The organism is Psychrobacillus sp. FSL W7-1493 (genome assembly GCF_038004905.1).
Classification (GTDB): Bacteria; Bacillota; Bacilli; order Bacillales_A; family Planococcaceae; genus Psychrobacillus.
On the sequence record NZ_JBBOSB010000001.1, the window covers coordinates 3323617 to 3336645 of the forward strand.

At 38.5% G+C, this 13029-nt stretch carries 13 protein-coding genes; 1 reads left to right on the plus strand and 12 read right to left on the minus strand.

Features of this window, described 5'->3' with window-relative positions; genetic code table 11:
- Nucleotides 1-263: 263 nt before the first annotated feature.
- From rpmE to MKX96_RS16510, 10 genes are all read right to left on the minus strand, one after another.
- Nucleotides 264-479, minus strand: coding sequence for a 50S ribosomal protein L31 (gene rpmE, locus MKX96_RS16465; protein WP_340885400.1), 216 nt, complete (start codon nt 477-479; stop codon nt 264-266).
- Between the two features lie 164 nt (nt 480-643).
- Entirely contained in the window at nt 644-1972 is a 1329-nt protein-coding gene (locus MKX96_RS16470; RefSeq protein WP_340885404.1) for an FtsW/RodA/SpoVE family cell cycle protein, read from the minus strand.
- Nucleotides 1962-2375: a helix-turn-helix transcriptional regulator gene (locus MKX96_RS16475; RefSeq protein WP_340885406.1), complete on the minus strand. Its 414-nt coding sequence runs from the start codon at nt 2373-2375 to the stop codon at nt 1962-1964. The genes MKX96_RS16470 and MKX96_RS16475 overlap by 11 nt, the downstream gene beginning before the upstream one ends.
- Complete coding sequence (locus MKX96_RS16480; protein ID WP_340886090.1) at nt 2360-2902, minus strand: sigma-70 family RNA polymerase sigma factor; 543 nt, start codon at nt 2900-2902, stop codon at nt 2360-2362. The genes MKX96_RS16475 and MKX96_RS16480 overlap by 16 nt, the downstream gene beginning before the upstream one ends.
- 151 nt (nt 2903-3053) lie before the next feature.
- A complete protein-coding gene (rho, locus tag MKX96_RS16485) occupies nt 3054-4337 on the minus strand; it encodes a transcription termination factor Rho (protein ID WP_340885408.1) in 1284 nt (427 codons plus the stop codon).
- A gap of 119 nt (nt 4338-4456) precedes the next feature.
- Nucleotides 4457-5419 carry a class II fructose-bisphosphatase gene (glpX, locus tag MKX96_RS16490; RefSeq protein WP_340885410.1) on the minus strand — a complete coding sequence of 321 codons (963 nt, stop codon included), beginning with the start codon at nt 5417-5419 and terminating at the stop codon, nt 4457-4459.
- Between the two features lie 303 nt (nt 5420-5722).
- Nucleotides 5723-7000 (minus strand): UDP-N-acetylglucosamine 1-carboxyvinyltransferase, encoded by a 1278-nt coding sequence (locus MKX96_RS16495; protein ID WP_169359449.1) that lies wholly within the window; start codon nt 6998-7000, stop codon nt 5723-5725.
- Nucleotides 7001-7020: 20 nt separating this feature from the next.
- A complete protein-coding gene (gene fsa, locus MKX96_RS16500) occupies nt 7021-7668 on the minus strand; it encodes a fructose-6-phosphate aldolase (protein WP_169359448.1) in 648 nt (215 codons plus the stop codon).
- A gap of 101 nt (nt 7669-7769) precedes the next feature.
- Nucleotides 7770-8627 (minus strand): class II fructose-bisphosphate aldolase, encoded by an 858-nt coding sequence (locus MKX96_RS16505; RefSeq protein ID WP_340885414.1) that lies wholly within the window; start codon nt 8625-8627, stop codon nt 7770-7772.
- A gap of 198 nt (nt 8628-8825) precedes the next feature.
- Entirely contained in the window at nt 8826-9182 is a 357-nt protein-coding gene (locus MKX96_RS16510; RefSeq protein ID WP_169359446.1) for a response regulator, read from the minus strand.
- Nucleotides 9183-9379: 197 nt separating this feature from the next.
- On the opposite strand from MKX96_RS16510, the gene MKX96_RS16515 reads away from it, so the two are divergent.
- A complete protein-coding gene (locus MKX96_RS16515) occupies nt 9380-9898 on the plus strand; it encodes a DUF2529 family protein (protein ID WP_340885419.1) in 519 nt (172 codons plus the stop codon).
- Nucleotides 9899-10408: 510 nt separating this feature from the next.
- On the opposite strand, the gene MKX96_RS16520 is transcribed toward MKX96_RS16515, so the two are convergent.
- Together MKX96_RS16520 and rpoE are read right to left on the minus strand one after the other, a co-directional pair.
- On the minus strand, nt 10409-12004 hold the full coding sequence (locus MKX96_RS16520; protein ID WP_340885422.1) for a CTP synthase: 1596 nt from the start codon (nt 12002-12004) through the stop codon (nt 10409-10411).
- A 144-nt stretch (nt 12005-12148) separates the two neighbouring features.
- A complete protein-coding gene (gene rpoE, locus MKX96_RS16525) occupies nt 12149-12718 on the minus strand; it encodes a DNA-directed RNA polymerase subunit delta (RefSeq protein ID WP_340885424.1) in 570 nt (189 codons plus the stop codon).
- Nucleotides 12719-13029 lie beyond the last annotated feature (311 nt).

Here is a 13029-nt window from a genome sequence, read left to right on the forward strand (position 1 = left end):
AAGGAATTGTCATAAGAAAAGCGCAAGCGCCTATCCCTGCCCCGACAGGCAAATGGAGAAAAGCGAGGAGGCAGTTCCTCAGCCACCGCAAACGCTCTTGTTTGCGACGAGCTTGCGCAGGAGCAGCTTTTATCCATTTGACCCCGAGGGGCAAGGCGGTGGAGCTAGACACCAATTAATCCACAGGTTCCGAATTTTATAATTTCCTAAACCATAAACAAAAATACCTGCAAAGCACTAAGTGCTCTGCAGGTATTTTGTTATTAGTCTTGAGTTTCTTCTTTAATTCCGTATTTTTTGTTGAAGCGATCAACACGGCCATCCGCAGCTGCGAATTTTTGACGTCCAGTATAGAATGGGTGACATTCGTTACAGAACTCGACTTTAATGTCTGATTTTACAGAACCAGTTGTGAATGAGTTACCACATGAACATGATACTGTTGCTTCTTTGTAATCGGGATGAATTCCTGCTTTCATCTCTATCTCTCCTCTCGCCCTGAACCATCTGGAACAGAGTTGGTTATGAAACTGATACCTTACACGATCCGATTGATGTCAATCGCATATGTAGCAGAAATGTATAAACTTACGTTTCATATAATAACATGTCTTTACGTTCTAGACAAGTCATTAGTTTTTGTTTAATGACTTGTCTTAGAAGTTATTTTGGGAACCTGGAGTGTCTGTACAAAGTGTTTTCGTCTATACACGCTAAGAACTAAGCCTATTAACAAAGCATTGAGGACGGTTGGCATAAATCCATAGCTAAAAAACGGTAGTGATATCGATACAATTGGAACTAACCCAACTGTCATTCCAATGGCATAGATGAATTGTGTTGAGAAAATTGTAATACATCCTGTAATGATTAATCTTCCAAAGGAGTCCTTCACGGAAGAAGTAATGTGTAAAAAGCGCATAATCACTAAGCTTAGTATTATAAATATTCCAATCGCCACAGCTAAACCATAGTATTGAATTAGATGTCCAAACACTAAATCTGTATGTGCTTCAGGTAGTTTATAGGTAGTTCCTGCCCCAAACCATTTAGCTCCTTGTAGTAAATCTGTAAGCAATACATTCATATATCCTGCACCTTCAGCGTAACCTGCTGGATTTAAGAAGCCCAATAGACGGTCTATCTGGTATTTTGCGATGCTTCCATTTTGATAGCTGAACCACGTAAATATAATAAAGCTAATGATTAAAGCTGCCACAGCTCCAAAAACTATACTTTTTTGCTTTTTAGAAAACTTACTTTTCATGAATAATACTCCAACAAGAGCTCCGTAAATTAATAAAATTGACAAGTCGGCATTCATACTAAATAAAATAAATGAAAGTCCAACTAGTACAAACGCTTTCCATAAGGCAAAGTTCTTTTTTGAAAACAAAGCTGCCCAGGCAATACAGTAAAGTGGGATCGCCATCCAAACCTTCAAACTAATAAACCCAATTTGGATCATTACTTTTCCGTTTATTTGTACATTGTAAAAACCATATAAAAATATAATAAATACGGAAGCAATGCCGAAAAAAACATAACCCAATTGTGCAAACTTTCGATAATCCAAAAACATTAACCCAAGAGCTACGACAAAGCCTAAGATAATATGAATTACATGATTAGATAAAAACGCAGGAATCATATGACCATATCTGTACTCATAATGCGGTTGATTCAAAGCCACAATTGGCAAAAAGCTCAGTAATAATATTCCAATGAGTAAGGAGAGAAGCAGCCAATCTATTTTAGGCTTATGGATTTCATTTAATGATTTACCAAGCACGGTAGGACTGCCCATTTCGAAAGCAGCTTTACCCTCTGCCTCCTTTTCCGTATATCCTTTTGTCATCCAAGACATCTTCGAGTGTTCCATATGATTAGCTAGCTCAGCTTCTATATAACTTTTTGCCTCTTTGGAGCGAATATGTGCAATTACTGACTGTAAATACTCTTTAATACTCATCTGTAGTCACCTCGTGAAATAACTGCCTTAGCGAGAAACGAGCTGCTGTAGAAGGATGCTTTTTCTGTAATAGCTTAAGTCCCTTTTTCGATAATCTATAGTATTTTTCTCCTTCAGTCCAAAAGGATTCTAGCTCACCGTTTTGTTCCGCTAGATGAAGTGAGGTATATACAGCTCCTTCATTAAATCTAATAGATTTTTCTCCTCTAACATGCAGAAGCTCTACTAACTCACTACCCGTCTTGGATTCTACTAAAAGAGGTAAAATCTCTTCTGTTAAAGCAACTGGTGAGATTTGTTTAATTTGGTCATTTACTTTTTGGCGATGTACCTCTGAAAATTGCAGATGCTCAAATGTAGTATTTTTCATAGCTTTTTTTAAGCCCTTCAATCGCTCTTCCATTCAGATCCCTCCAATATATTCTTTAAAAGAAGTTTTCCTTTGCGCAGCCTCGTCTTAATGGTATTTTCATTTAGCTGTAAAACGGTCGCTGCTTCCTTCATAGTCAGTTCTTCAAAATAAACTAAGTAGATCACTTCGCGGTATTTAATAGGCAAGCTCATGACAGCTGCTGCAAGCTCGGTATCCTCATCTTGCTGGACAACGATTTGTTCTACGCTTGAAGACAATGTAGTTCTATTTAGAATAGTATCTTCTGTTATCTTGACATTTTGGTTATACCAGCTTTTTAAATAGTCTTTTGCATGATTGATGGCAATGCGCCATAACCATGTTTTAATAGATGATCGTCCTCTATAGCTCGGTAACCCTTTGTAGCACTTCACAAAAATCTCTTGTGTTAAATCCTCAGCAATCGTTTCGTTATGTACGTAAGCATAGACTAGCTGCAATATATCTTGACCATGTGTACTCATCAGTTCATCGATGAGCTGCTCATAATTCTCAGATTTAGTATCCCCCATTAACATTCGCTCCACCGTTGTCCCCCCTTTAGCACATTAGACGAGCGTGCAGTTAAAAAAGTTTTCGTTTATAAAATTATTATTTAAAAACATCAAAAAAGGAGACTCATGACTATTGCCTTGAGTCTCCTTCTATTTATGAAATTATTAGTTCAATTTACAATGATACTTTACCACTGCGATGTGCTTTCATTTCTTCGCTTAATTGCTCAAAGAAACCTTCGTTTGTTTTCGTTAGACGAAGTTTTTTCAAGAAACGCTCTCCAAAATCGTGAGAGTCAGAGAAGGTTTTACGAATAGCCCATAGTTTATCCAATTGGTCTTTAGGAATTAACAATTCTTCTTTTCTTGTTCCTGAACGACGGATGTCAATGGCCGGGAAGATACGACGCTCTGCTAGACTACGGTCTAGGTGAAGCTCTAGGTTTCCTGTACCTTTGAATTCTTCGTAAATAACTTCATCCATTCGTGATCCAGTATCAACTAAAGCAGTGGCTAAAATAGTTAAGCTTCCACCCTCTTCGATATTACGCGCAGCACCGAAGAAGCGTTTTGGACGATGGAATGCAGCAGGATCAATACCACCTGATAAAGTACGTCCACTTGGCGGTATAACAAGATTGTAAGCACGTGCTAAACGAGTGATAGAATCCATTAGAATAATAACATCACGCTTATGCTCCACAAGGCGCATAGCTCTTTCCAAGACAAGCTCTGCTACCTTAACGTGATTTTCTGGTACCTCATCAAATGTGGAGCTTACTACATCTGCCTTCACAGAACGCTCGATATCTGTTACTTCCTCCGGGCGTTCATCTATTAATAATACAATTAGCTCTGCATTCGGATGGTTCGTAGTAATAGCGTTAGCAATTTCTTTTATTAATAATGTTTTACCAGCCTTCGGTGGAGCAACTATCAATCCACGCTGACCATAACCTACTGGAGCTACTAAATCCATAATTCTAGTAGATAGCTTCTCTGGAACAGTCTCCAATTTAATATGGCGATCTGGATACAAAGGTGTTAGTCCTGGAAAATGAACTCGCTCTTTAGCAATTTCAGGATCTTCTCCATTTACTAGCTCTACGTGCAGAAGACCGTAATAACGTTCGCTTTCCTTTGGTGGTCGTACTTTCCCAGTTACTTTGTCTCCGTTACGCAAATCAAATCTTCTAATTTGTGACGCGGAAATATAAATATCTTCGGAGCTAGGAGAATAGTTAATCGGTCGTAGGAAGCCAAAGCCCTCCTGCTGAATGATCTCTAAAACACCTTCCATAAAGAAAAAGCCTTCTTGCTCTGCACGAGATTTTAAGATTGCAAAAATAAGTTCTTTTTTTGATAATTTACTATAAGCAGCTATTTTATACTTGCGCGCAAGAGTATAGAGCTCTTTTAAGGTCATATTCTCTAGCTCATTGATCGTTGTTTGTGTCATTAGCACGCACCACTCTTTACTATATTTTGTTGTTTACTTATTGAAACTGGATAAAAGGAAAGAAGTTTTATTAGAGGATACCCGATAGAGAACTATCGGGTATACAAAGAAGTTTAGTTTTATAGTACTAAATTCGGTTTTTTGTTTAAGCTGTGACGACCTTCTACGAAACGAATAGTTCCGGATTTGGCGCGCATTACGATAGAATGCGTGGAACCAAAAGCGCCTTTGAACTGCACTCCACGTAGGAGCTCTCCATCAGTAACTCCAGTTGCTGCAAAGATGGCATCATCGCCTTTTACAAGGTCAGTCATACGCAATACCTTGGAAACATCTAGCCCCATCTTTTTACATCTTTCAAGTTCTGCCTCATCCTGAGGAACAAGCTTCCCTTGAATTTCTCCACCTAAGCATTTTAATCCAACTGCTGAGATAACTCCTTCTGGAGCTCCACCCATGCCGAATAAAATATCAACACCAGTATTATCAAAAGCAGTGTTAATCGCACCAGCTACATCGCCATCGGTAATTAGCTTGATACGAGCTCCTGCTGCTCTAATTTCTTCGATAATTTTTTCATGGCGCTGACGACCTAGGATAGTCGCAACAACGTCTTCAATATCTTTGTTTTTTGCACGAGCAACAGCACGTAAATTATCAAGTACAGATGCATTTATGTCCACTTGGCCAACGGATTCAGGTCCTACTGCCAGTTTTTCCATATACATATCTGGTGCATGAAGTAAATTTCCGCGATCTGCAATTGCTAGAACTGCTAATGCATTCCAGCCACCAGAAGCTACAATATTAGTACCTTCTAAAGGGTCTACTGCTACATCTACTTGAGGACCTCCTGTGCCATGGCCAAGCTTTTCTCCGATATATAGCATCGGTGCCTCGTCCATTTCACCTTCCCCAATTACTACAACACCCTCCATAGGGATAGTGTCAAATACTGTACGCATCGCAGTAGTTGCTGCATCATCTGCTTCATTTTTTAATCCTCGTCCCATCCAGCGAGCAGATGCAATAGCGGCTGCTTCAGTCACTCGGACTAATTCCATTGATAAACTACGTTCCATTTCGTTTGTGCCTCCCGTATTACGGATTGTATATAAATACATACGAATTTGTTTCTTCCGATATCATTGTAGCATATTTGTCAAATAAGAAAAGCGCAATCGCCTATGTCTGCACCGACAGGCAAATGGGGAAAAGCGAGGAGGCAGCTCCTCAGCCACCGCAGCTTTTCCCATTTGACCCCGAGGGGCAAGGCGATGGAGCTAGACAGATAGAAAAGCGCAATCGCCTATGTCTGCCCCGACAGAAATTACTTAAGTTTTGTCTAATTTCTAAAAAAATGGAGTAAAACAACCTCCATTTTTCTAGCTATTATTTTGTTCGATTTCCAGGACTTCCACTCTTCTAATATCTGCACCTATACCTTGTAGCTTCTCGATTAATGAGCTATATCCTCGGTCTATGTGGTAGATATCTTGAATTTCGGTTTCACCGTCTGCTATTAAGCCTGCCAGTACTAGAGCAGCTCCTGCGCGAAGATCACTCGCTCGAACGGTTGCAGCCTCTAGCTTAACGGGTCCAGTTAGCACAGCAGTTCTACCATCTACTCTTCCATTTGCATTCATGCGGCGTAACTCATCAATATGTTTAAACCGTGCTGAATAGATAGAATCAGTAATGACCGAAGTTCCGGTAGCTTGTGTCAATAAAACAGAAAAAGGTTGCTGAAGATCCGTGGCAAATCCAGGATAAACAAGTGTCTTAACGTCAACAGCTTGTAAATTTGTCGTTTTAGGAATAAATACCTTCTCTTCAAACTCTTCTACAGCTACTCCCATTTCTCGAAGCTTTGCAGTTAAAGCTTCAACGTGAAATGGAATGACATTATCAATGGTTACTCCATCACCGGCAAGCGCAGCCATAATCATAAAAGTGCCAGCCTCTATACGGTCCGGAATAATCGTGTGCTTCGTACCGTGCAGTTCTTCTACCCCATCAATACGAATCACGTTTGTTCCTGCACCTTTAATATTAGCTCCCATATTTGAAAGTAACGTTGCCACATCAATGATTTCTGGCTCTTTTGCAGCATTTTCGATAATAGTTCTACCTTTTGCTAGGACGGCAGCAAGCATGATGTTAATTGTGGCGCCCACACTTACAACATCTAGATATATTTTTGATCCAACTAGCTCGTCTGCTCTCAAATAGATTGCTCCGTGCTCATTGCTCACTTCTGCACCTAACGCTTCAAACCCTTTAATATGCTGGTCAATTGGTCGAGGGCCTAAATGACAGCCGCCCGGCAGCCCAATAGCTGCTTTTTTGAATTTCCCTAGCATAACACCCATTAAGTAATAAGATGCTCGTAACTTTTTAATATTACCATTAGGCATAGGCATATCTACAACATTTGTCGGATCTATCACCATAGTCCCCTCAGAGAAGGTTACTTTTGCACCAACCTCTTCTAAAATTTCCTTTAGGGTGAAAACATCCAATATTTCAGGTAAGCCTTCTATTGTAACGGGAGAATTAGCCATCAACGAAGCGGGAATAAGAGCTACTGCACTATTTTTTGCCCCACTTACTTTAATCGTGCCACGGAGGGTGTTTCCTCCTTTTATTTTATAAACTTCCATACCGTTCTCCTTCGTGTTGGTTACTCGCTTTTTCTATTGTTCCAATCCGCTAGGAAACCTTCAATTCCTTTATCAGTTAAAGGATGATTGAATAATTGTTTTAAAACTTTAAATGGAGTAGTAGAAATATGTGCACCATTTAATGCCGCATCAGTAATATGCTGTGGATGTCTGATTGAAGCAGCAATAATTTCTGTGTCAATGTTATGGATAGAGAATATAGTTGAGATTTTAGCAATCAATTCCATACCATCATGGCCAATATCGTCTAAACGTCCTAAGAAAGGAGAAACATATGTAGCACCAGCACGTGCTGCCATTAATGCTTGGTTTGCACTGAAGATTAGAGTTACGTTAGTTTTAATACCTTCTGCACGGAAAACCGAACATGCTTTTAAGCCTTCTGGTGTCATTGGAAGCTTCACTGTGATGTTTGGTGCAATTGCAGCTAGCTCTCTACCTTCTTTAATCATACCTTCTGCATCTAAAGCTATAACCTCTGCACTTACTGAACCATCTACTAAAGCTGTGATTTCACGTAAACGATCGTGAAAAGAAATATTCTCTTTTGCTACTAAAGATGGATTTGTAGTAACACCTGAGATTACTCCCCATGAGTGTGCTTCTTTTATTTCGTCAAAGTTTGCTGTATCGATAAAAAATTTCATATTAATAATATCCTCCTCTTGATGGAAAAACAGGAGAAGTCCCTCTTGTCACTCTACTTAAGAGCCAAAGAGCACTTCTCCTTTATAGCTATTTATATTACTTATGCTTTATTAGAACTTCCGAATTCACGCATTTTTCCAATCACAGTTGCTTTTATTGCATCACGTGCTGGGATTAAATACTTACGTGGATCGTATTGTTCTTCGTTAGCTGCTAGGTATTCACGAATTGCTCTTGTTGCAGCAATTTGGTTTTCTGTATTTACATTAATCTTAGCTGTCCCTAACGAAATAGCTCTTGTAATGTCTTTTGTTGGGATACCAGTTCCACCATGTAGTACTAATGGTAAATCAGCCAATTTAGATATTTCTTCCATCTCTTCAAAACCTAAGTTTGGTTCACCTTTATATGGACCATGAACTGATCCAAGCGCAGGGGCAAGACAATCAATCGCAGTGCGTTTTACAAGCTCCGCACATTCTGCTGGGTCAGCATAAATAACGCCATCTGCTATTACATCGTCTTCTTGACCGCCAACAGTCCCTAGCTCTGCTTCTACGGAAACACTGTGAGCATGAGCATACTCTACCACTTTTGAAGTAATTTCTACATTTTCTTCGAAAGGATGGTGTGATGCGTCAATCATGACAGAAGTAAATCCGGCATCAATTGCAGCCTTACATTTATCAAAGCTTGAACCATGATCTAAATGAATTGCTACCGGAACTGTAATATTATAGTCCGCCATTAATCCTTTAACCATATGTACAACTGTTGTAAATCCGCCCATGTATTTTGCAGCGCCTTCAGAAACACCTAAAATAACTGGTGACTTTTCTTCTTCAGCTGCTTGTAAAATAGCCTGCGTGAATTCCAAGTTATTAATGTTGAATTGTCCAACTGCATAGCCTTCTTTTTTACCTTTTTCAAGCATTTCTTTCATAGAAACTAAAGCCATTTAAAAGGACCTCCTATATTTTAATTGGTACATCTCAAATAATTAAGCAAATGCTTAAGCAGGACACCCATCTAAACGTTCCACATTATAAAATACCCTATATTTTGTCCAAATAAACTGTTTAGAGTTAGCCTACTCATTTCCTACACAATCATAACAAAAACAGGCGATGTTTTCCACTGCCTGCTCATACCCTCATTATTTTAGTAAATTGTTCACAGCATCCCTTACTTCAAAAATGTCAAAGGGCTTTGTAAAATAGAGAGATGCGCCTAAGCCCATCGCCTCTTGAATGAGATTTAACTCACCATAAGCGGTCATCATCATCACTGGTAACTCAGGTGATTGTTCTTTTATTTTTTTTAAAATTTGAATCCCATCCATACCTGGTATTTTCATGTCTAATAATACACCAGCAATCGGCTTTTCTTCTAATTGCTTCAATGCCTCATAACCATTTGAAGCTAGGCTAATCTCATACCCCTCTTGAGCGAAAACTTCTTTTAAGAGCATCCGTATCCCAAGTTGATCATCTACAATTAGTAACTGTTTCATGAAGGAAGACCCCTTTTTACCGTATTTTCTAGTAATGTAATATTCGCTACAAACATTCCTCTTTCCTCCTTTTACCGTTGAAAATATTATGATAAAAAGGATAAAATTTCCTAAAAATAGAAACTATTTTATGATTGCTATACAAGTTACTACAATGATTATCCAAATTCTTATATAATAATTTGGAGGTGAAAAGAATGAAAATGTTAACAACACAACTATCCGGGCTGCTCCAAAGAATTGCTAGCTCTGAGGAAGAAAGCATAGAAGAAACCGCTCGCCTCCTTGCACAAGCAGCGGCAGGGGAAGGGAAAATCTATTTTGCAACTTTTGATGAAATGCATAGCATTGCGATAAATGCACAATATGCTACTGAGCCTTTTCCAAAAATGGAAAGATGGAGTCCTGACGTAGCGTTTACTAGCGCAGACAGAGTTTGGATCATTACTCGCTCCGCTCTTAATGATGAGGCAATTACGCTTGCTAAAAGCTTAAGTGAGCAGTTTATCCCTTTTGGCGTCCTAACTAGCGAGCCAGCTGGGGACGATAATGTGTTATTTGATCTTGCATATACATATATATCCTTAAAGATTTCTAAAGGGCTACTTCCTGCTGAAGATGGCTCTAGAGTAGTTTTCCCACACGCTCTCGCTGGATTGTTCGTATATGAGGCTGTTAAATTACAAATCGACGAAATACTTAAAAGTGAGGAATAAATATTAGGTATAAAAGGCTAGCTGCCAAAAGCTAGCCTTTTTTAATGATAAAAATATACAAACATTATTCACTAGAATTGGTGCCTGCCTCATGACTTGAACGGTTGTTTGTTTCTGAAATAATCTTTCTTCCGTTAGTTCGCTCTGACTAGTTTTACGACAATAGAAAGGTATTTTACTACAATCACCGGCTATTTTACGACAATGAGCCCACTTTTTACTACAATCCCTTGCCTGCTAACTCGCTTTCACCAAAAAACTCTTTATGTATAGTAGACTTATTATCTTACATCAAAGTTTCATATGTAATTGGAATATTTGAAATTTATATGATTTATAATAGAATTTCTATTTGACTCTTCCTTCCCTACCCCACTAATCCTATTATAACCTATACTGTATAATAATTACATTACTGTTTATGTGAAATTATCACTTTTAAGTACAAAAAAGCATCGAACATTTTACAAAAGAGTAAAGTGCTCGATGCTTTCATTTTTCTATCTTAAATTATTCTCCAACGGAAGCTTTAATGAATTCACGGAATAATGGTTGTGGACGCTGCGGGCGAGACACAAATTCCGGATGGAACTGAGATGCTACGAAGAAAGGATGCTCAGGAAGCTCAACGATTTCGATTAAACGACCATTTGGGCTTGTCCCAGAGAACATAAATCCAGCAGCCTCGAATTGCTCACGGAACTCATTGTTGAATTCATAGCGGTGACGGTGACGCTCATATACAAGCTCTTCGCCGTATGCTTCTTGCGCTTTAGAGCCAGGTGTTAGTTTACATGGATATAACCCTAGACGAAGTGTACCACCAAGGTCCTCTACGTCTTTTTGTTCTGGCAATAGATCAATAATAGAGTGTGGTGTACTTGGATCTAACTCAGTTGAGTGTGCTCCTTCTAGGTTTAACACGTTACGAGCATATTCAACTGTTGCTAATTGCATACCTAGACAGATACCGAAGAAAGGTACTTTGTTTTCTCGAGCAAATTTAATCGCTGCAATTTTACCTTCTACTCCGCGATCTCCAAATCCACCAGGGACAAGGATACCATCTACGTCAGAAAGAATTTCAGCAACATTTTCATTGCTTACGTGCTCTGCATTTACCCATTTAATCTCAACATCTGCATCAAATGCATATCCAGCATGTTTCATTGCTTCTACGACAGAAATGTATGCATCTTGAAGCTCTACGTATTTACCTACTAGAGCAATACGAACTTTTTTCGATAATGATTTTACTTGATCTACTAATCCTATCCAGTCCGTCATATCTGCTTCTGGCGTAGTAAGCTGGAAGTGATCTACAACGATTTGGTCTAAATGCTGAGCTTGTAGGTTTAAAGGAATTTCATATAAAGAATCTGCATCGATACATTCAATTACTTCTTCTGGTTTAATATCACAGAATAACGCGATTTTATCTTTCATATCTTGTGGTACAGGCATTTCAGAGCGAACAACAATGACATTTGGTTGAATACCTAAGCTTCTAAGCTCTTTAACACTGTGCTGAGTTGGTTTTGTTTTCATCTCACCAGCAGCTTTGATAAATGGTACTAATGTACAGTGGATGTACATTACATTATTACTTCCAACATCACGCTTCATTTGGCGGATTGTTTCTAGGAAAGGAAGGGATTCTATATCTCCTACCGTTCCACCAATCTCCGTAATCACGATGTCAGCTTGAGTTTCTCTCGCAGCAAGGAATAATCTTTCTTTTATTTCATTTGTAATATGAGGAATGACTTGTACAGTTCCTCCGTTATAATCTCCACGACGTTCTTTTCTTAAAACTGACGAATACACTTTACCTGTTGTGATGTTAGAGTATTTGTTCAGATTGATGTCGATGAAGCGCTCATAGTGACCTAAATCTAAGTCTGTTTCTGCGCCATCGTCTGTTACGAAAACTTCCCCATGTTGATATGGACTCATTGTTCCAGGGTCTAGATTGATGTAAGGATCGAATTTTTGAATAGTTACTTTCAATCCTCTATTTTTTAATAAACGTCCAAGAGACGCAGCTGTAATACCTTTACCAAGCGAAGATACAACCCCACCAGTAACAAAAATAAATTTAGTCATTGTCGTTCCTCCTATTTATCGTGTTCCAATAATAAAAAGCGCTCCTCCTGCTGGTTTTAGCAGGGGAGCGCGTATGCACATGAGTATGTCTCTTCAAAAAGAGCCCAATAAAATCTTATAGCGTTTGCTAGTAGAAGTCAAGAATTATTCTTCCTCGTCTAATTCTTCATCATCTAGATCTTCATCATCAATGATTTCAAAGTCTTCGTCGTCTTCGTCGATTAAATCTTCCTCGATTACGTCTACTTCATCAATTTCCGCTTCCACGAAATCGATTGCTACTACATCATCGTCTTCGTCGTCATCATCGTCTTCGTCGTCATCTTCAATAAATTCATCGAATTCTTCTTCGAAGATAATTTCATCCTCATCCAAATCATCCAAGTCGTCTAAATCATCTACTGCTTTTGTTTTCTTCTTACGTACTTTTACAGTTGGAGCAGTTTCTTCTTCAATTTGTTCCACTGGATACCATTCTCTAAGACCCCATTGGTTTTCAGCGATTGCTAAGAAACGTCCATCAATATTCATGTCTGTATAGAATTGAGGCTTACGAGCTGCCATCTCTTCATCTGTAAAGCCGTTCAACTTTTGAATCTCATCAAATAATTCTGTTAATGTTAAAGAATTTTTCTTATCTTCTAGTATTGCAAATCCAATATCTATTAGTGATTCTTCTTGTAATTGTGCTGTTGTCATTTCACGAAAATTCAAATCGTGCACGTCCTTTCTATGTCCGCTTGCATACTTTCCATTATATACAAACAATTAAGTTATATGCTACATTCATTTATTCTTTTTGAAAAGAGATATTTTCCTACCAACTATAGAAAATAAATAAAAAGAAAGCAAGAGTAACGGTATGGAAGCGAGTCTTTTATTATACAACCAAACTGTCGTTAAAAGGAGAACAATTATAACCATAATTTGAACAGGCTTTTTCATCACACTTCTCCTCTACGACTTTATATATACATTATACAAAAAATATAATAAAAAAGTGCCTCTAATATACTTAGAGACAC